19 protein-coding genes are annotated in these 19,573 nt (G+C 66.4%); 9 read left to right on the top strand and 10 right to left on the bottom strand.

Annotated features, from left to right (window positions below):
* The 3 genes from CEX87_RS27290 to CEX87_RS24350 form a co-directional block, all read left to right on the top strand.
* Positions 1-1,379 (top strand): TPR repeat domain-containing protein (locus tag CEX87_RS27290; protein WP_463605571.1); only part of this gene is annotated, 1,379 nt, incomplete at its 5' end.
* Positions 1,380-1,420: 41 nt separating this feature from the next.
* Positions 1,421-1,867: an SRPBCC family protein gene (locus CEX87_RS24355; RefSeq protein WP_094289472.1), complete on the top strand. Its 447-nt coding sequence runs from the start codon at positions 1,421-1,423 to the stop codon at positions 1,865-1,867.
* Positions 1,864-3,618, top strand: coding sequence for a sulfatase-like hydrolase/transferase (locus tag CEX87_RS24350; RefSeq protein WP_094289470.1), 1,755 nt, complete (start codon positions 1,864-1,866; stop codon positions 3,616-3,618). Before CEX87_RS24355 ends, CEX87_RS24350 begins: the two co-directional genes overlap by 4 nt.
* 13 nt (positions 3,619-3,631) lie before the next feature.
* On the opposite strand, the gene CEX87_RS24345 is transcribed toward CEX87_RS24350, so the two are convergent.
* Both CEX87_RS24345 and CEX87_RS24340 read right to left on the bottom strand, forming a co-directional pair.
* The gene (locus CEX87_RS24345; protein ID WP_094289468.1) at positions 3,632-4,759 is read right to left on the bottom strand and encodes a fatty acid desaturase family protein; all 1,128 of its coding nucleotides are present in this window, start codon (positions 4,757-4,759) and stop codon (positions 3,632-3,634) included.
* Between the two features lie 265 nt (positions 4,760-5,024).
* Positions 5,025-5,444 (bottom strand): pyridoxamine 5'-phosphate oxidase family protein, encoded by a 420-nt coding sequence (locus tag CEX87_RS24340; protein WP_198957297.1) that lies wholly within the window; start codon positions 5,442-5,444, stop codon positions 5,025-5,027.
* Positions 5,445-5,612: 168 nt separating this feature from the next.
* Between CEX87_RS24340 and CEX87_RS24335 the strand changes: the two genes are divergently transcribed.
* The 3 genes from CEX87_RS24335 (at position 5,613) to CEX87_RS24325 (ending at position 8,533) form a co-directional block, all read left to right on the top strand.
* Positions 5,613-6,488 (top strand): formylglycine-generating enzyme family protein, encoded by an 876-nt coding sequence (locus tag CEX87_RS24335; protein WP_094289482.1) that lies wholly within the window; start codon positions 5,613-5,615, stop codon positions 6,486-6,488.
* Between the two features lie 82 nt (positions 6,489-6,570).
* Positions 6,571-6,903 carry a hypothetical protein gene (locus CEX87_RS24330; protein ID WP_094289466.1) on the top strand — a complete coding sequence of 111 codons (333 nt, stop codon included), beginning with the start codon at positions 6,571-6,573 and terminating at the stop codon, positions 6,901-6,903.
* A gap of 265 nt (positions 6,904-7,168) precedes the next feature.
* Positions 7,169-8,533, top strand: a complete 1,365-nt coding sequence (locus tag CEX87_RS24325) for a flavin monoamine oxidase family protein (protein WP_094289480.1) — start codon at positions 7,169-7,171, stop codon at positions 8,531-8,533.
* 16 nt (positions 8,534-8,549) lie between these two features.
* Here CEX87_RS24325 and CEX87_RS24320 read toward each other — a convergent pair whose 3' ends face one another.
* The gene (locus tag CEX87_RS24320; protein WP_064418033.1) at positions 8,550-9,536 is read right to left on the bottom strand and encodes an ERCC4 domain-containing protein; all 987 of its coding nucleotides are present in this window, start codon (positions 9,534-9,536) and stop codon (positions 8,550-8,552) included.
* A gap of 79 nt (positions 9,537-9,615) precedes the next feature.
* On the opposite strand from CEX87_RS24320, the gene CEX87_RS24315 reads away from it, so the two are divergent.
* Complete coding sequence (locus CEX87_RS24315; RefSeq protein ID WP_082699008.1) at positions 9,616-11,952, top strand: AAA family ATPase; 2,337 nt, start codon at positions 9,616-9,618, stop codon at positions 11,950-11,952.
* 3 nt (positions 11,953-11,955) lie between these two features.
* Here CEX87_RS24315 and CEX87_RS24310 read toward each other — a convergent pair whose 3' ends face one another.
* Positions 11,956-12,330: a type II toxin-antitoxin system death-on-curing family toxin gene (locus CEX87_RS24310; protein ID WP_064418034.1), complete on the bottom strand. Its 375-nt coding sequence runs from the start codon at positions 12,328-12,330 to the stop codon at positions 11,956-11,958.
* Positions 12,327-12,533: a hypothetical protein gene (locus CEX87_RS24305; protein ID WP_064418035.1), complete on the bottom strand. Its 207-nt coding sequence runs from the start codon at positions 12,531-12,533 to the stop codon at positions 12,327-12,329. Before CEX87_RS24305 ends, CEX87_RS24310 begins: the two co-directional genes overlap by 4 nt.
* A 68-nt stretch (positions 12,534-12,601) precedes the next feature.
* Between CEX87_RS24305 and CEX87_RS24300 the strand changes: the two genes are divergently transcribed.
* Positions 12,602-13,249, top strand: coding sequence for a DUF2293 domain-containing protein (locus tag CEX87_RS24300; protein WP_082699009.1), 648 nt, complete (start codon positions 12,602-12,604; stop codon positions 13,247-13,249).
* A gap of 79 nt (positions 13,250-13,328) precedes the next feature.
* Here the strand turns inward: CEX87_RS24300 and CEX87_RS24295 are convergent, their stop codons facing one another.
* Genes CEX87_RS24295 through CEX87_RS24280 form a run of 4 tightly spaced genes read right to left on the bottom strand, consistent with a single transcriptional unit; the run spans position 13,329 to position 17,494 of the window.
* Positions 13,329-13,652: a hypothetical protein gene (locus CEX87_RS24295; protein WP_064397720.1), complete on the bottom strand. Its 324-nt coding sequence runs from the start codon at positions 13,650-13,652 to the stop codon at positions 13,329-13,331.
* Positions 13,645-14,460, bottom strand: a complete 816-nt coding sequence (locus CEX87_RS24290) for an SPFH domain-containing protein (RefSeq protein WP_064418037.1) — start codon at positions 14,458-14,460, stop codon at positions 13,645-13,647. Before CEX87_RS24290 ends, CEX87_RS24295 begins: the two co-directional genes overlap by 8 nt.
* Entirely contained in the window at positions 14,460-15,104 is a 645-nt protein-coding gene (locus tag CEX87_RS24285; protein WP_064418038.1) for a hypothetical protein, read from the bottom strand. The genes CEX87_RS24290 and CEX87_RS24285 overlap by 1 nt, the downstream gene beginning before the upstream one ends.
* A complete protein-coding gene (locus CEX87_RS24280) occupies positions 15,101-17,494 on the bottom strand; it encodes a nitric-oxide reductase large subunit (protein ID WP_082699014.1) in 2,394 nt (797 codons plus the stop codon). The genes CEX87_RS24285 and CEX87_RS24280 overlap by 4 nt, the downstream gene beginning before the upstream one ends.
* Positions 17,495-17,655: 161 nt before the next feature.
* Here CEX87_RS24280 and CEX87_RS24275 point away from each other — a divergent pair, with 161 nt between their 5' ends.
* Positions 17,656-18,672 carry a TIGR03617 family F420-dependent LLM class oxidoreductase gene (locus CEX87_RS24275; RefSeq protein WP_094289464.1) on the top strand — a complete coding sequence of 339 codons (1,017 nt, stop codon included), beginning with the start codon at positions 17,656-17,658 and terminating at the stop codon, positions 18,670-18,672.
* 4 nt (positions 18,673-18,676) lie between these two features.
* Here CEX87_RS24275 and CEX87_RS24270 read toward each other — a convergent pair whose 3' ends face one another.
* Positions 18,677-19,555 (bottom strand): hypothetical protein, encoded by an 879-nt coding sequence (locus CEX87_RS24270; protein WP_094289463.1) that lies wholly within the window; start codon positions 19,553-19,555, stop codon positions 18,677-18,679.
* Positions 19,556-19,573: the final 18 nt, after the last annotated feature.

Here is a 19,573-nt window from a genome sequence, read left to right as displayed (position 1 = left end):
CCACCGCACCCACCCCCGGAACCAACGACAAGGGCAACCCCACCCTCGAATGGCCCGACCCGTACAAGCCGTTCCCACACCTCGACGAATACCGCGATGTCGCCGCGATCGTGTCCGCCGGTGACGCCAAGCTGCAGCAGGGCACCGCACTTGATGCCGCGCTGCTGGACAAGTCCGAGCAGATCCTGCAGAACATGCACGAGGCCCCCGACATCGCCTGGAAGGAGAACATCGGGCTGGGTCAGCGTCTCGTGGACCCCACCGTGCAGGACATGCTCAACGCGGCAGGACGCGACCCGATGGCCGTCCACGATGCGCTGGCGGGAGCGGACGGCAAGACGTCCAACGGCGGCTTCATCGAGGACCTGTTCACCCACCAGTGGGCCGACAACGGTGCGGCGGCAGGCAATCTGCTCAACGGCACCGGCGCCGGCGCCGTCCCGACGGACCTGACCGATCCCACCCAGGTGTTCCAGGCCGAGCAGGCGGGACAGACCATGCACGCGGTCGACAAGTGGGCCGGCGAGAACTCCCCGCGGTTGCTCGACATCCCCGGCACCGGCGGACAGTCGCTCGGACAGGTCAATCCCGATCTCGCGCGTGCGCTCGCGGACGCCAACAAACCCTACATCGACGACATGCTGGGTAATCCGCTCGACAACACCCGCGGGTTCGCGCCGCTCGACGATCTGAAGAATCCCGAGATGCCCGTCACCCGAGACCTTTTCGCGGTCATCGACACCGATCCCCAGGCCGCCGCCACCCTGAACAGCCAGGCCTACGTCAACGGCATGCAGTACCAGGCGAATTTCGAACAGTCCATCATCGACGGCGGCACCGTCGACACCGCGGATCTGCAGTCGGCGGGCACACTGCGCGGCATCATCGACTCCGGTGCCAACATCGCCGACAACGACGCCATCAAGTATGGCAACCTGCAAGAAGTCCGCGCATATGAGAGCCGCGAGCGGTGGTTCGAGTTCGCCAAGGCTGCCGGTGGTGAAATCCCCGGTGTCAAGACATTTCTCGAGTACTACGACAAGATGCCCGACGACCCTTTGCACGAAATCTTCATCGGAGATGCGCCGGTGCCGAACGACCCGACCTATATCGTCCAGGAGAGCTCCGAAGCGCTACAGTACGCGGTCGCCCAACGGTTGCTTGACAACAACATCGGCGATCCGCGTTTCTTCGCCGAGGCGGGCCTGATCGATCCGGCCACCGGCCAGCTCAAACCGCTCGAGAACGGTTTCGCCGACTTCCGAACCGCGCTCACCAACTACTTCAACGGAATCGATCCGACGGTGAAGGGGGGCATCGAGGACTACGAGGACGCCTACCGTGACGCCCTGCCCCGGCCGCCCGCTCATACCGGGTAGGTTCGCCTGACGGCATCGTAAGTTTCACGTACGGTGGGGCCGTGGCCGAAGTCGACCGCAGCCGTGTCATCGCCGCGAGCCCGACGCAGATCTGGGATGTACTCGCCGATTTCGGCGCCATCGCGTCGTGGCTCGACGTCGATCACTCCTCCATCCTGACGCGCGGTCCGGACGGCGCGTTGGTCGGAACGGCGCGGCGCGTGCAGATCGGCCGTAACACGCTGGTCGAAACCGTCACCGAATGTGATCCGCAGTATGCCCTCGCCTACGAGATCGAGGGCCTGCCCAAGTTCCTGGGCAAGGTGAGCAACCGCTGGAAACTCGAACCGACCAGCGGTGGCGAGACGGTCGTGACGATCACCAGCACCGTGCGGAAGGGCCGCGGCAGAACGCAGCAACTCGTCGAACGGTTAGCCAGCCGGGCGTTGGCCCGCGGATCCGACAAAATGCTCGCCGCGCTGGCGAAGCGATTGGAGAACACCCCATGACAGCTCGGCCCGACATCATCATCGTGATGACCGACGAGGAGCGCGCGGTGCCGCTCTACGAGGCGCCCGACGTCCTCGCTTGGCGCCGCGACACGCTCACCGGTCGCGCCTGGTTCGACGAGCACGGCGTGAGCTTCCAACGGCACTACACCGGATCGCTGGCCTGCGTGCCCAGTCGCCCGACGATCTTCACCGGCCAGTACCCCGACCTGCACGGCGTGACCCAGACCGACGGCATCGGCAAGGTCTACGACGACTCCCGCATGCGTTGGCTGCGCCCGAACGAGGTGCCCACACTGGGCAACTGGTTCCGCGCCGCCGGCTACGACACGCACTACGACGGCAAGTGGCACATCTCGCACGCCGACCTGACCGATCCGTCCACCGGTCAGCCGCTGGCCACCAACGACGAGCACGGCGTCGTCGACCCGAAGGCGGTGCAACGCTATATCGACGCCGATCCCCTTGCACCGTACGGTTTTTCGGGCTGGGTCGGCCCGGAACCGCACGGCGCCCCGTTGGCCAACGCGGGACTCCGGCGCGATCCGCTGATCGCCGACCGCGTGGTGGCGTGGCTGCGGGACCGCTACGACCGCCGCCGTGCGGGAGACGTCGACGCCATGCGGCCGTTCCTGCTGGTGGCCAGCTTCGTCAACCCGCACGACATCGTGCTGTTCCCGGCGTGGCAGCGGCGCAGCCCGGTACGCCGTTCGCCGCTGGATCCGCCGCCGATCCCGCCGGCGCCGACCGCCGACGAGGACCTGTCGACCAAACCCGCGGCACAGATCGCCTACCGGGAGGCCTACTACTCGGGCTACGGACCCGCGCCTGCCATCGACCGCACCTACACCCGCCAGGCGCAGCAGTACCGGGACCTCTACTACCGGCTGCACGCCGAGGTCGACGCCCCGATTGACCGCGTGCGACGCGCGGTCACCGACGGCGGCTCGCAGAACGCGGTGCTGGTCCGCACCTCGGATCACGGCGATCTGCTCGGCGCGCACGGCGGCCTGCACCAGAAGTGGTTCAACCTGTACGACGAGGCGACGCGGGTACCGTTCGTGGTCGCACGGATCGGTGACCAGGCCACGGACCCGCGGACGGTGACGGCGCCGACGTCGCACGTGGACATCGTCCCGACGGTGTTGGGCGCCGCCGGTGTTGATATCGAGGCCGCGGCGGCAAAACTGGCCGAGACCTTCTCCGAGGTGCACGACCTGCCCGGCCGCAACCTGATGCCGGTGGTGGACGGCGGCCCGGTGGACGAATCGCGGGCGGTGTACCTGATGACGCGCGACAACGTTCTCGAGGGCGACACCGGTGCCTCAGGCATGGCTCGCAAGCTGAAGATGTCGACGAAACCTCCTGCACCCCTGCGGATTCGGGTACCGGCGCACGTCGCGTCCAACTTCGAGGGACTGGTGGTGCGCGTCGACCAGGCCGGCGGCCAGGGGCACCTGTGGAAGCTGGTGCGGACTTTCGACGATCCGGCGACGTGGACGGAGCCGGGGGTGCGTCATCTCGCGGCCAACGGCATCGGTGGCGAGGCCTATCGGACGTCGCCGCTCGACGACCAGTGGGAGCTGTACGACCTGACCGACGACCCGTGCGAGGCCCGCAACCGGTGGACGGATCCGGACCTGCACGACCTGCGTCAGCACCTTCGCATGCGACTCAAGCAGGCCCGCGCGGAATCCGTCCCGGAGCGCAACAGTCCGTGGCCTTACACCTCGCGCCGCTCCCGAGCGTGACGCTCCTTTCTGGTCAAGCGAACTTCTGCTCCGAAGCGGTTTCCGGGGCGTCGTGGCTCGTCGCCGTGAGGAAGCGGTCCGGCAGGGCCAGTTTGTGGATCGTCCGAAGCGTCAGAAGGTATTGGCGCACGAGTGAGCCGCTGGTGTAGGGCAGGTCGTATTTTTCGCAGACGGCCCGCACCCGCACGGCGACCTCTGCCAGGCGGTTGCTCGGAAGGTCGGGGAACAGGTGGTGTTCGATCTGGTAGCACAGGTTGCCGGTCGAGAATGCCAGCAACGGGCCGGCGTCGATGTTGGCCGCGCCCAGCATCTGCCGCAGGTACCATTCGGCGCGGCTCTCCTCATCGAGCGCCTCGGCGGTGAATTTCTCGGCTCCATCGGGGAAATGGCCGCAGAAGATCACCACATAGGTCCACAGGTTGCGCACGAGGTTCGCCGCCGCGTTCGCGGCCAGGGTGCGACGCCAGCGCCGTCCGCTCAGCGCCGGAAACAACGCATAGTCCTTGACGCCCTGGCGGGCGATCTTGCGGATCAGCTTCTTTCTCTCGCGCGTCACCCGCGCGGTGTCACCCTCGGCGCGGTCGCGTTCGGAGTGAATGCCGTGCAGCGCGATGCCCCACTCGAAGATGGCCGCCAACAACAGGTTCCGTAGGGGCTGCAGCAGATGGACCGGCTCCCAGGGCTCATCGCGGGTGATCCGCATGATGCCGAACCCGAGGTCGTCGTCCACACCCACCACGTTGCTGAACATATGGTGGCGATAGTTGTGCGAGTACCTCCATTGCGCCGAGACGGCGACCATGTCCCATTCCCATGTAGTGGAATGGATTTCCGGATCATTCATCCAATCCCACTGCCCATGGGACACGTTGTGGCCGATCTCCATGTTCTCGACGCACTTGGCGAACGCCAACGACGCCGTACCGACAAGCCAGCCGGTGCGCGACCGGCTGACGCCGATGAGCAACCGCCCCGCCACTTCGAGTGCTCTTTGGAACATGATCGTGCGTCGGATGTAGGCCGCGTCGCGTTCCCCGAGCGACTCCTCGATATCTCTGCGAATGGCGTCCAACTCGACACCGAGGGCCTCGATGTCCGCTTCGGTTAAGTGGGTGTAGGCACCGACGTCGGTGATTGCCAATTGTCGTCCTGTGTTCGTGCGGGCGTAAGCGGGCTCGTGTCCGAACCATTGGTGACAGCGGAGCACCAACCGGAATCGACGAAGGACAACGGCAGCACGTCGGCTGCGACCAGTCTAGAGAAAATCCGCCCCACGCCGATGCCACCGAGGAAACCCGCAGATCAGGGGGTCAAGCGCTTCGGCGCGTCTCGCCGATAAGATTCGCGACGCTTAGCGGTCTACGAGTGCGAAGCCCGCACGCACGTGCAAGAACGAAAGGGAGTTGCTACTCCGACGAGTAGGCGACGCTCAACCAGCGCTTCGGGCGCATACGGATGATGACCGACGTCGACGTGAGGTTCTGGTCGGTGAAGGTGTTGCCTTCTTCTTCACCGAGGTAACGGATGGCGATCTCGCGGACGATCGCGTCCTCGGCGGGTTCGATACCAGTCACGTCGCCCTCCGCGGTGACATACCGATACGGCGGCGCCTCGTCCTGCGCGGTGATCGAAAACCGGCCGGCATTCTCGATCAGCCGGTGCTTGGTCGACGCCGACTCCGTCCACAGCAGCACCTCACCGCCCGGCTGGTAGCCGTACCAGATCGGCACGCTCAGCGGCGCCCGGTCGGGGCGCTCGACGGCGATGACGCCCACGTGGACGTCGGACAGGAACTTCTCGCGCTCATCGGTCGTCATCTTCGCCATACGCCATCCAACCGCTGCGTTGCCGATCACATTCCCGTCGCGGTAGGACCTCAGCCCCTGCCCGTCGCGCACGTCACGCGGAGTACGCGGGCGGTGACCTGCCGCGACGGGTCGGCACCTACACGGGTTCGCGTCGGGGAAGCCGCCACAACGCCTAGCCTGGACGTGATGCTGACCGAACTGATGGAGCTGCCCGCGGGCACCTTCCAGATGGGATCGGCCGACTTTTATCCGGAGGAGGCGCCCGTCCACGAAGTGGCGGTCGCGGCGTTCGCGGTCGAGCGCCACCCCGTCACCAACGCGCAGTTCGCCGAGTTCGTCGCCGACACGGGTTACATCACCCTCGCCGAACAGGAGCTCGACCCCGCCGCCTACCCGGGAGCCTCGCCCGACGACCTCGTCCCCGGCGCACTCGTCTTCCGCCAAACCCGCGGCCCCGTCAACCTGCGCGACTGGCGGCAATGGTGGACCTGGGTGCCGGGCGCCAGCTGGCGCCACCCGTTCGGGCCCGGATCGTCGATCGACGACCGCCCCGACCACCCCGTCGTACAGGTGGCGTATCCGGATGCGTCGGCCTACGCCGCCTGGGCGGGCCGCCGCCTGCCGACCGAAGCGCAGTGGGAGTACGCCGCGCGAGCCGGATCCCAATCCCGATACGCCTGGGGCGAGGAAGCGCAGCCGGACGGACGCCTGATGGCCAACGTATGGCAGGGCCACTTCCCGTACCGCAACGACGGCGCGCTCGGCTGGGTGGGCACCTCCCCGGTGGGCACGTTCCCGCCCAACGCATTCGGACTCGTCGACATGATCGGCAACGTCTGGGAATGGACGACGACGCCGTACGCGCCTGGCCACCGCCCCGAAGCCCAGAAGTCCGGTTGCTGTGCGCCGCCCACCGGCGACCCGTCGAAATTCCAGACGCTCAAGGGCGGCTCACACCTCTGCGCGCCCGAGTACTGCCATCGTTACCGGCCGGCCGCTCGGTCCTCTCAGTCGCAGGACAGCGCCACCACGCACATCGGGTTCCGGTGCGTCGCCGCGTGACGTTGTGCGACAACATCTTCGCGGCGCCTCGACACACACGCGGACCTGCCTTGATGTCGGACCCCGCGCATACAGTGCGGGCATGATCACATCGGTCGCCATCGCACTGGCCCGTCCGCGCGGGCGCTTGCTCCGCTATTCGGCCTGCTCGCAGGACCGATGTTGGACTGGAACCGTGCGTGCGGACTCTGTTGACACGGCGATTCTCGACGTCGTACGCCGGGTCCGTGAGGAGGCGGGGTGTGAGCGGATCCGGCTCGTGGTTCACCTGCCGCCGCGGAGCACGCTGTGGGCGCTGCGGGACGAGGTCGCCTTGTTGATTCCCGGTGCATACTTGGAGCGGCCGCGGCTTGCCGACGAGGAACTTGTGCGCGCGGCGTACGAAGAACTCCGGGTCGAGGCGTCGACCGCATGACCCGACTACGTTGAGCGACAAGGTCTCCGACACCAAGGTGGACCACCGTCGCTGAGAAGCACTCACGCAGACGCTCGAGGCCGCAATGAACGGCCGACGGTCGACCCGAAAACATCGGCGCCCACGAGACTTTGCCGACGCAACGGTTGATTGACAGGTACGACAATCACGCGTTGAGTCTAAATGCCTTCGCGCCTGCATGAGGGCGCGCCGAGGCTTGCACCTGGCCGCCGGCCCCGCGCAAAACGAATCGAAGGGGCTGCTCATGGCAGACGTGGATTATTGCGTCGTGGGTGCCGGGTTCGCCGGTCTGACCGCGGCGTTGCGCCTGAAGCAGGCGGGTCATTCGGTGGCGCTGCTGGAGGCCCGCGACCGTATCGGCGGCCGTACTTTCACCGAGGTTCGTGACGACGGTTCGTGGATCGACCGTGGAGGCGCGTGGATCGGTCCCGGACAGGACGCGATCTATGCGCTCATGAAGGAATTCGGGGTGCCTAGCTACAAGCAGTACACCGACGGTGACGCGATGATGTTCGTCGACGGCAAAAAGTACCGCTACACCGGGACGATCCCGCTGTCGATGAGCCCGTGGGCGGTCGCCAACTTGGGCGCGGTCTTCCTCGAACTCACGCAGATGTGCAAGGGAATCCCGGTCGAGGCGCCGTGGACTGCACGCAAGGCCCAGAAGTGGGACCAGATCAGCTGGGCGGCGTGGCTGGACAGAAACACGCTGTCGAAACCGGCTCACGAACTGCTCGAGAGTTCGGTCTCCGGGCTGTATACGTCGGCGGCGTCGGAGATCTCGTTGCTGTTCGTGCTCTACCAGATGGCATCGGCCGGCGGACCGAGCTTCGTGCTGGGCGTCAAGGACGCAGCCGAGGACGCGCGGCCCGTCGGCGGTATGGGCGCCATCCATCGAGCGGTCGCCACGGAACTGGGTGACGCGATCCACCTGTCGCAGCCGGTGCGCAGCATCGAGCAGAATGTCGACGGGGTGATAGTGCGCTCCGACGACATGGTGGTCAACGCACGCCGGGCGATCATCGCGGTGCCGATCTCGATTGCCAGCCAGATCACCTATGAGCCAATGCTTCCCGCGGATCGATCATTTCTACACCAGCGCATGCCGAGCGGAGCGGTCTACAAGATCGCGCTGGTGTTCGACGAACCGTTCTGGCGGGCCGACGGCCTGTCGGGGCAGTCGTTCGCACCGGGATCACCGGCGAACCTGACGATCGACTCGTGCACGAACACCGGCAGTCCCGGCATGCTCACTGTCATCACCGAGGGACCGGAGGCACGACGGTTGACGAATCTCGATGACGACGATCGCAAGCGGGCGGTGCTCGCCGCTGTCGCCGAAAGGTTCGGTGACAAGGCACTTTCGCCGGTGGACTATGTCGAACAGAACTGGACCGTGGAGCGGTACTCCGGTGGCGGGATGATCGCGCACGCCCCACCGGGTGTGCTCACCGAATTCGGTCCCGCGCTGCGCGAGCCGTGCGGACGGATCCACTGGGCCGGTACCGAGACCTCGGCAGTGATGTATGGCTTCATCGACGGGGCCGTACGATCCGGCGAGCGGGCCGCAGCGGAGGTCATCGAGCGCGAAGCGATGGCCGTAATCTGACCGCGAGCGCACGGCGTCACTGGACGTCGTTGGCTTCCCGCCAGGCCTGCCAGATTTCCGGACGCAGTCGACCCCGATCGGGCACCGGCAGCCCGGCGTCCCGCGCCCAGGCGCGGACCGAGGCGGTGCTGGGCCCGGACTCCGTAGATGACGATGACGACGAGACCGTGACCGGTACCGTGGCGATGCGCCGCACCGCCGCCTCCTCGCTGACCGCCCAAGTATGGGCCGCGGCGAGGAACCGGTACGTCCACTCCTCGGCGAGTCGCCGGGTCTCGCAGAACACGATAGGCACTGTCGGCCAACGGATCTGCAGCTCGGCGAGGTTGTCGGCGACGACCGCTGGACGCACATAGTCCACGCGGAACAGCTGCGAGTACCGGTCCTCGACGACGACCGCCGCGCGCGGAAGCGACGCCAGGTGCCCCACCTGGTAGCGGAGCTTGCCGCTGGTCAGACTGGATACCAGATCCGACAACGACTTTCGCTCTACGCTGGCCACCAGTGTCCCGTCGACGGCGACCCCGTAGTCGCCGCAGGGCAGCGCTCGTTTCTCCAGGCTGACCTGCTGGGTGCCGAATGTGTACGCGTACCGTTCGTGCGCATCCACCAGGATCGGCAACCGCTCGATGCCTTGGGCGCGCGCGGTCGGTGTCCGGACGTTGGGTCGCGCCTGTTTACGCGTGCGCGGCGACTGCCAGAACACGGTCTCGCGGCCTCGCGCGGTGGTGAAGACGATCTGCGATCGGTTCTCCCGGCCGCGTGTGAGGATCACATCGATGGCACCACCTCGCCGTTGACAGCTTTGCAGCGGTAGCCGTTCGACGATCTCGGCGTCGGCGGGCCATTCCTCGATTCTCATCGGATGGCAGTACAGCGCCTTGACCCGAGGCCACGTGTCCGACGTCCGGAACAGCAGGTCGCCGCCCGGCTGCGGCACACGTAGCAGGTAGCGCAACCGGGAATCCTCCTGGGGATTGACCGCGATCAACAAGTCCGCCACATGTTCAAGTGTGCCGCATCCGACACTGCCGAAAACGGCAGTCGTGGTAACTCCCGCGCACGCGGGTACTGTGCCACCCGTGAGCGGGGAACTGATCCTCACCGACGAGTTCCGCGACGCGTTGGCGCTCCTTGCCGGCGGCCGGCACCTGTTCCTCACGGGTAAGGCCGGCACCGGCAAGTCGACGTTGATTCGGCACTTCATGGCGGAGACCGACCGCAATGTCGTGGTGGTCGCGCCGACGGGTATCGCCGCGCTGAACGTCGACGGCTACACCATCCATCGGCTGTTCGGGTTCCGCACCACGACGACGCTTCACGACGTCACCGGCGGCCAGTACCGGCCGGGTCGGTTCGCCAAGACACTCGCGTCGTTGCAGACGTTGATCATCGACGAGGCGTCCATGGTTCGCGCCGACGTCTTCGACATGGTCGCCACGGCACTCGAGCGGTTCGGTCCCGAACCGGGAGCACCGTTCGGCGGCGTGCAGATCGTGCTCGTCGGCGACCTGTACCAGCTTCCACCGGTCGTCGGCGACGGTGAGGAAGGCTACTTCACGACGGTTTACGACACCCCGTACTTTTTCTCGGCCCGCAAGTTCGACCGCGACGACTTCCCCACCGTCTCGTTGACGACGGTGTTCCGTCAGCTCGGCGACGACCGAATGACGGCCATCCTCAACGAGATTCGCGAGGGGGTGCTGCTGGGCCACGCCCAGGAGCAGCTCAACGCCCGCGCCGACAAGGACTTCGTGCCGCCCGACGACGAGTTCTGGCTGACCTTGGCGCCGACGAATCGGCTGGTGACCGCACGCAACCGGCAACAGCTGGAGCGGTTATCCGGCGACGAAATGGTGCACCGCGCCAGCGAGTCGGGCGACCTGTCGCTGTTCGACAAGCCGATCGAGGACGAGCTGCGGTTCAAGGTCGGCGCGCAGGTGATGATGCTGAACAACGACCAGGGCGACCGGTGGGTCAACGGCTCGCTCGGCCGTGTCGTCGGGGTGGGTTACGACCGCTACGGCGCGGTTGTCGAGGTCGAGTTCACCGACGGATCGTGTGCGGAGGTCACGCCGTTCACATGGGAGGCCACCCGTCCGGTGGTCGACGGCGGGGCGTTGCGGCGCGAGGTGATCGGGACGTTCACCCAGCTGCCGTTCAAGCTGGCGTGGGCGATCACGATCCACAAGAGTCAGGGCCAGACGCTGGAACGAGTGGTCGTCGACCTCACCGGGGGCATGTTCTCGACCGGGCAGCTATACGTTGCGTTGAGCCGCTGCACCTCGTTGGCCGGTCTGGTGCTCAAACGCCCCGTGCTGCCCAAAGATCTGAAGACCGACCGGCGGATCGCCCGGTTCCTGCGTAGTTCGGTCGGCGGTGCCACGGCGCGCAAGTACTGCGCGATCGGGATGCTGACCGTCGGCGACGAGGGCCGAATGTCTCGACCCAGGCCAGTGGAACTGGCGGTGGCGTTCGACGATGGTACGGGGGTCTCGACGCTGATCAACCCGCAGCGCGATCTCGCCGATGCGCGAAGCGCCTACGGCATCAGTGTTTCCGACGTGCTGCTGGCGCCGACCCTGCGCGAGGCCTGGGCGGTGATCGCGCCGATGTTGGCGGGCTGCACGCCCGTCGGGCCGGCGGTGGACGAGACGCTGGGGCTGATCGACTTCGAACTCAAGAGGCTCGGACATGTGGCGGTGATGCCGTTGGGCATCGAGTTGCGTAAAGCGCGCGTGTCGGGGCGAACGGCGTTGGAACGTGCGCGGTCGGCGCTGGCGGCACACGCGCAGGCTGATGTCGAGGCTGGCTCGACGGCGTTCGAGGAACCCGAACCGGCAGAATCGGTTTCGGGCCTGTTGGTCAGCCGTGATCCGGACGTGCCGACACCGAAGGCCGATCATCTGCCCGGGTTGTCGGCGCTGTTGCGGATCAGCCGCGACGTGGGGGCCGTGATGCTGGGCGCATCGGTGCACCGAGACCTCGACTCGTCGTGGGACGCGGCGGCGCGGTCGGCAGTGGCTGATCAACTGCGAGCGGCCGCTTCCCGCTCGTTGCTGCCTGACGAGGTTGTCGCCCGGCTGCACAACGCGTCCGCGCTGTTAGGCATCGACGTGGTGAGTGACGCGGTGTTGGTGGCGCGGCACGATATCGAAGACGCACTGGTGCCAGGGGCGCGGATCTGTTTCACCGGAACGGCTTTGGATCCATCCGGACGGGTGGTGGAGCGCGAGGAGATCGAGCGGCTGGCCGCGAAAGCGGGTCTCAAGCCGGTGCGGTCGGTGACCAAGACGCGGTGCGAGGTATTGGTGACGGCCGAGGCGGGCACACAGTCGGGCAAGGCGCGCAAGGCCCAGGAGTACGGCAAGCCGGTGTTCACCGCCGAGGAGTTCTTCGGCTGGCTTGCGGAGCGTTGAGCCTTAGTCGCACCATGCCCGGAGCTGCGCGGCGATTTCGGGCACGTCGTCAATCGCACCCGAGGCGATGGCGATCATGAAGTCGAAGCGAGCATCCTCAGTTGCGGTCACCCACTGCCCGTTGAGGCCAAGAAACACCTGACAGGCCGTCCATGCCAAGCGTTTGTTGCCGTCGACGAGGGCACGGTTGCGGCAGAGTGAATGCAGGACGGCGGCGGCTTTGGTGTCGATGTCCGGGTAGACCTCGGCTCCGGCGACGATGGTCCTGGCGCGCGCCACCGCCGACTCCAGTAGGCCGTAATCCCTGATCACCACCTCGCCGGAGATCGCCCGCCCCGCGATCAGCAGTAGGTCATCGAGATCCAGGTAGACGGTCATGTATCAGCGAGCCGCCGCAACACCCCTTGCTCGCGTTCAATCACCCTGTCTAACACCGCTTTCACATCGGCCAGATGGGCACGACGCTCGATGTACTCGTCGATGGCCGAGAGTGCCACGGCTTGCATGGAACGGCCCTCGGCCTCGGCCTGACGGCGCAGCGCCTCAGTCTGTTGTTCGCTGGTACGGAGTGTCATACCCATGCGGGTGATGATACCACTTTGATACCACAGTCGGTCGTGGTGTCGGACTTCCGGCGTACCGTCGGCGCATGGCCGGCGGGGATGTACGAGTCAGACATGCGGAGGAGGAACCGCATGTGACGGAATGTGCCAAGTGCTCTGGCGCGTCCGGCGTCTTCCTCAGAACGAAGTCCGGCGCGGTGTGCCTCGATTGCGCCGGGTTCGGCCATCTGGAGTTCCTGCCCGCGGGCAGCGCCGCGCTCACCCGGCGCGCCGTGAAGCTCAGCCGGTCACCGGTCGTCGTGATGCGCAGGAACCTTCGGCGCTTCCGCTACGGGGGGCACAGCATGTACGAGAGGCAGGGCATCTTGGCCGAACCGGCGGTGATCGAGGCAGCCGCGTTGGCCAGTCTCGCTGACGCCGGTGTACGCGGCAGCGATGGCATTGCTGCGATCATCCGGGACCAGTTCCCCGGCTGTCCGACCGATCGTGCCGACGCCATCGCGTTGCACACCGCCGTCAAGTCGCGTGATCGAGCCCGACGGCTGGCGGTGCCCGAGATCGGACACGATGCGGTCCGTGGGGCGGTCACAGCCTCGGTGCTCCATGTCGACACCGACTACGACCAGCTGGTGGCGTCGGGCCTCGACCGCGACACTGCGCGGGCGAAGGTGACCGATCGCGTCGAGGAGGTGCTTCGCGCTTGGCGCGATGGCGTTGCGCTGCTCGACACCTGATCATGACAGTTCTGCGGTGGGGATTGAAATGCAAGGGAATTCAAGCCCTGAGCGCAGGATCAACGCCATAACCAAGCGCTCAGGGCTCGACGGCGTCGTCCTTCCGGTGGAAGTGCCGCCACAGCCGCGCGCCACCCGAAAGCGCCACCAATACCCCGATGCCGCCGATCACGATGCCGGCGAACAGCGACAGGAACATCGGATCCACCGACTCCCCCACCGTCCCGGCTCCGATCATGCCGCCGACCAGAAACCCGAACAGCGGCGCCAGGACGGCGACCGCGGTTCCCAGCAGCGCCCGCCACAGGCCGGGCGGGGTGGGCTCGAGCACCACCGGACGACCGTCGTCGACGGCGTCACCATTCTGGTCGACGGTCGCGGGTTCAGGTGTGTTGCTACTCATCGGATTTGACCCTCCTGATGTGAGGAATCGCGCCGCCGGGAGCTGCCGGATCGTCCCGAGAACCTTCGAGGAACGGGCGCACGATGTCCATGGGAATCGGAAACACGACGGTCGAGTTCTGGTCGGCGCCCAGTTCCAGCAGCGTCTGCAGATAGCGCAATTGCAGCGATGCAGGGCTCTCGCTGAGCGTGATCGCCGCGTCGCGCAGTTCGGTCGACGCCTGCAGTTCGCCCCGGGCGCTGATCACCTTGGCGCGTCGCTCCCGTTCGGCCTCGGCCTCGCGGGCCATCGCGCGCTGCATCATCTCGGGAATCTCGACGTCCTTGATCTCGACGACCTCGGCGACGATCCCCCACGGCTCGGTCTGCTTGGCGATCGATGCCGCGAGATCCTCGTTGAGATCGGCGCGGTGCGCGAGCAGTGTGTCGAGGTCGGCCCGCCCTACGACCGAACGCAGCGTGGTCTGCGCGATCTGTGACGTCGCGATCGCGAAGTTCTCCACGGCCATCACCGATTTCGTCGGATCAGTCACCCGGAACAGCACCACGGCATTGACACGCGCGGTCACGTTGTCGCGGGTGATGACCTCCTGCGGCGGGATCGTCAGGGTCACGGTTCGCAGGTCCACTCGCACGAGCTTGTCGATGCCGGGCACCACGACGACGATGCCGGGCCCCAGCGGTCCGCGCAGCCGGCCAAGGCGGAACGCCACCCCACGCTCGTACTCCTTGACAACGCGTATCGACGCGACCGCGACCGCCAGCAGCACGATCGCGAAGAACACGACGACAACCATCCACGCCTCCATCAGAGCACCTCCCTCGGCTCAGCCCGCCGATCGGACGCATACGAGCTTCGACGACGGATCTCGGCTTCAGCCAGCCGCTTTCGTTCCTCGAGGTTGTCGTCGAGCGACTGGAACACCACCCCGTCAGGGACGGCCGGGGTGCGGCGTAGGTGCGACCACAGCGGCAGGCTCATCACACCGACCACGACGGCGGATCCCACCAGCAGCAAGGCCTCCGGCACGGTGTCGGCCGCCAGGGCCGTCGCCGACGGCAGGATCACCGCGATGGCGCTGACGGCACAGGCGATTCCGCGATGGAAGCGCGCCGCCTCCGACGCCGGCCAGCTGTCGATCGCCCGGCTCACCTCGCGGCCGTCGTGCGACGAGGTACAGGTGTGCTTGACCGGGCAGGCGTTGCAGATCGACGGGCTGCCCCGATACCGCATGACCCGGTTGTCGGGGTCAAAGGACGTGGGCCACAACCACTGATCCTCCGGACACTGCCAGGCGTCGTGGTCCTCGTGGTAGACGAACGCACCCGTCCGGTGGCCCTCGACCTTGGCCGCGGCGCGGCGGGCGAACGTGTCGATGCCGTACGCGATGGCGACGAGAACCAGCGCGTAGCCGATCGTCAGCCACGCCGCGATCCCGATGCCGGCGATCACGGACCCTCACCGCTTTCGTCGGGCGGCACCCGTCGGTCCGAGGCATAACGGCTGCGTCCCGGTACCGCCATACCGGTGCGGTCCTCCTCGGCGTGGGCGTGCTCCTCGACGAACAACGTCTCGGCGGGCAGCGTGTGCGTGGTCGCCTTGATGCCGTACCGCACACCCAGCCAGGCGATCCAGAGGAACGGCAGCACGCCGCCGAGGATGAACAGGAAGTCGCCGGGCATGCGCAACCACTCCAACACAGCGTTGCCCGACTGCGTGATGTAGTTCAATGTCCGTGCCTCGTAGTAGCCGTCGTTCACCGAGTGCCACAACTGCAGGACGCCGAGCGGCAGCAGGGTGGCGAACACCATCCACGCCAGGCCGATGTTGAGCGACCAGAACGACAGCTTCGCCAGCTTCTCCGGCCAGTGCTGCGGCGGGATGATGTAGCGCAGCGCGAACAACGCCAAGCCGACGGCGAGCATGCCGTAGACGCCCATCATCGCCCCGTGCGCGTGGTTGGCGGTCAGCGCGGTGCCGATCTGGTAGTACGACACGATCGGCAGGTTGATCAGGAAGCCGAAAATGCCTGCGCCGACGAAGTTCCAGAACCCGACTGAGACGAGGAACATCACCGCCCATCGGTGCGGGAACGGCGCGCTGCTGCGGGATTGTTGCCGCGAGCCGAGCTGCAGGAACGTCCACGCCTCGACGGTCAGGAACGTCAGCGGGATGACCTCGAGAGCGGAGAAGAACGCGCCAAGAGCCATGTGCTCCACCGGTGTTCCCGAGAAGTACAGATGGTGCATCGTCCCGATGACGCCACCCATCGAGTAGAGGATGACATCGAGGAAGATCAACTGGATGGCGATCTTGCGCCGCACGACGCCCAGCATCACGAAGATGTAGGCCACCATGACCGTCGTGAACAGTTCGAGGAAGTCCTCCACCCACAGGTGCACCACCCAGAACCGCCAGAACTCGGCGACGGTCAGATGCGTCTCGGTGCCGGCGAGCATGCCGACGGCGTAGAACGCGGGAATGGCCAGACCGGCGTAGAAGAACAGCCACGGCATGTTCAACTTGCTCTCGGTCTTCAGCCGGGACCGGATCGCGCGGAAGATGATCGCCATCCACAGGAACAACCCGATGACGAGCAGCGCCTGCCAGAACCGCGGCAGGTCCAGGTACTCCCATTGCTGGTCGAAGAAGATCGAGCCTTTCGCCCAGTCGACACCGAACGTGCTCAGCGCCGTGCCGATCAGCGTGCCGGCGACGACGACGAACAACGCGCCCAGCAGACCGTAGGTCAGCCAGGACTGCCGGCGTGGTTCGCGGCCGGAGATGATCGGCGCCAGGAAGATTCCCGCGGCAAGGAACGATGCCGCGGTCCACAGCAGCGACAGCTGCACGTGCCAGGTCCTCGCCAGGTTGAACGGGAGGATCTGCGCCAGGTCGAGGCCGAAGAAGTCGCTCAATTCGGCACGGTAGTGCTCGATCGCGCCGCCCAGTATCGCCTGGGCGAGGAAGAGCACCGCGACAACGAGAAAGAACCAGGCGGTCGCCTTTTGCGACGGGGTGATCGCCACCTCACCGGGTTGGCGGAACTTCAGCGACGGCGTTTCGGTTGCGTGCCAACCGATTTTGCGGCTCCATCGGCCGTAGAGGGCGAACAGCGCGCCGAGCCCGGCGAGCAGCGCGATGAGCGACATCGCCGACCAGACCAGGATATCGGCGGTAGGCGTGTTGTTGACGCGCTCTTCAGGTGGCCAGTTGTTGGTGTAGGAGTAAGAGTGGCCGTCACGTTGCGCCGCACTGGCCCAGGCGGTCCAGCTGAAAAACGCTGTCAGCTCCTTGATTTCCTGCGGGTCGGTGATGACCTGCGGGATGAGGCCGTATTCGGTGGAGTCGGTGCCGAAGAGGTCGGCGTAGTAGTTACGGATCTCTTCGAATGCGCTTACCTGCTCGGCAGTGAACTGCAGGGTTCCGGTGGCCTCGTCGTAGCGGTTGGTCCGCATCATCTCGACGACGGCGGCGGTCGGATCCTGCACTCCGGCGTCGCGCAGCTCCTGTCCGACGTGGTCGGCGGACAGGCGAAGGTATTCGGCGGTGTAGTCCGGTCCGAGATAGCCGCCGTGGCCCATCACGGACCCGTACTGCTGCAGCCCGCGCCGCAGGAAGATCTGCTGGCCGGCGGTGATGTCCTGCGCGGTGAAGAGTGTCTGGCCGTCGGGGCCGACAACGCGCTGCGGCTGCGGCATCGAGTCGGAGTAGGTCCTGGCGGCCAGCATGCCCATGATCAGGAAGCCGAAGACCATGACCAGGGCGACGCCCTGGACCCAGCCCTTCGATATGGCGAGTTCGGCTTTGCTCGGAGCGGGCTCCAGGAACTGCTCGGTCATTGCCATGCCCTCCGACAAGATCGGGTTCATATTCGAAGCGTGTTGCCAAGGTAGCGAAACGCGGCTTCAAATTGGTGGAGGTTCGAAATTCCGCGTCGGCGTTCGTAGTTGAGTGAAGCCTTTCCAAACTTCCGGGACGACTCGGGCGTAGGGTGCCACCTGTGCATGTCGACGTGATGACCACCCCGCAACCGCTGCAAGACATCGGTGACCTGGCCAGGCGTACTCAGGCGGCCGGATTCGACGGGTTGTTGTTCACCGAGACCGGCCGCACGCCGTACCTGAACGCGGCCGTGGCGGCGCAGGCCGCGCCGGGGCTGGAGTTGTCGACGGGTGTGGCCGTGGCGTTCCCGCGTAGCCCGTTCGTGACGGCGGCGACGGCGTGGGAGTTGCAGGAGGCGACGGGCGGCCGGTTCCGACTCGGGTTGGGGACGCAGGTGCGCACGCACGTGGTGCGGCGCTACGGGGTGGAGTTCGAACGTCCCGGCCCGCGGCTGCGGGACTATGTATTGGCGGTGAAGGCGTGCTTTCATGCGTTCCGCACGGGCAAGCTGGAGCACCGCGGCGACTTCTACAGCCTGGACTTCATCACCCCGCAGTGGAGCGCGGGACCGATCGATGCACCCGATCCGAAAGTCGATGTGGCCGCGGTGAACCCGTGGATGCTGAGGATGGCTGGCGAGGTGGCCGACGGGATCCATGTGCATCCGCTGGGCGAGCCGGGATATATCGCGCGACATGTGCTGCCGAATGTCGCTGAGGGAGCGGCGAAGTCGGGCCGATCATCCGACGACATCGCGGTGATCGTGCCGGTGATGACCATCGTCGGCGACACTGACGAGGAACGTCACCGCGAGCGGGAGCTGGTGCGCACGAGCATGAGCTTCTACGGCAGCACGCCGAACTACGCCTTCATCTGGGACGAAGCCGGGTTCGAGGGCACGACGGCGCGCATCCGCGAGAAGCAGAAGGCCGGCGACCTCAAGGGCATGGCCGCGCAGATCACCGACGAGCACATCGCGACGTTCGCGACGGAAGCGACGTGGGATGGGTTGGCGGACACGCTCATCGAGAAGTACGGCCCGGTGGCGTCACGCGTCGTGCTGTACAACGCGCTGGCCGATCCGGAGCGATTCGAGCGCTACGGCGAGGTGGCGCAGCGAATCCGCGCCCGGTAGCGGATCACCACTCGCCGCCACATTCGGTACAGGTCCAATCGTCATTAAGACGACGGGTACAGCCGCGGTAGTCGTCCCACGGCGGGAAGTCCAGATGGAAGACCTGGCCGAACTGCGCGCTCTGCGTCCGTTGGGCGCCGCAGTACGGACACCGCGGATGCTGCGCGAACAGATAGTCGATCAGGCTAGTGAAGCCGCCGTCACGCATGGCGGTGTCGCAGCGAAGGCACAGTACGCCGGGCCAATCGGCGGGAAGCTCAGGCAGCCAACACTTGTCGGGTATCGGCCCGTAGAAGTAGGTCGGCACGTTGGTGGCTTCCATGATCACCGGCTGAGGTTGCGGGCGTTCGGGGAAGTCGACGGTGCGGATGCGGAAGGCGTCGCGGGCATTGTGGTCCAGCAGATCGAGAACGGCGCCGCATCCGGTGCACCTGCCGCGGCAATGGAGCAGGACGGCCGCCGCGGCCAAGGTGGAGTGGCCGAACCGGGTCGACCGCTTGGCCCCGGCGTCACAGTCGGTCAATGCGAGGGTCATGCGGGTGGCCGCGTCGCCGCGAAGCTGCCACACCTTGCGCGGGTCCTCGTCGTCGGCGAACCTCACGAGCCGCGCCAGGGTGTCGAGATCCACCAGACCGGGGCTCGGCAGGCCCCAGGTGACTTCGGCGCGGTCGAAGCGGCCGTCGGGACCGATGCGGCCGAGCCGCGTCATGACCGACGGCGGATCGGTGTTCAAGACGATGGCCACAGGGTCGCCGACTTGGGCTTCGCCGAAGCCGTAGCGCCACGGCCGGTAGGGCGAGCGATCCTCCAGCAGAGTGATCACCGCGTCCTTCCAGTCGGCTCCTTCGATGATGTGCAGGCGTTCGGTTGCAGTTTGCGTCACTACACCATTATTCCAGGT

The sequence above is a fragment of the Mycobacterium lehmannii genome, assembly GCF_002245535.1.
Classification (GTDB): domain Bacteria; phylum Actinomycetota; class Actinomycetes; order Mycobacteriales; family Mycobacteriaceae; genus Mycobacterium; species Mycobacterium lehmannii.
This window is presented reverse-complemented; position numbering and strand designations above follow the sequence as displayed.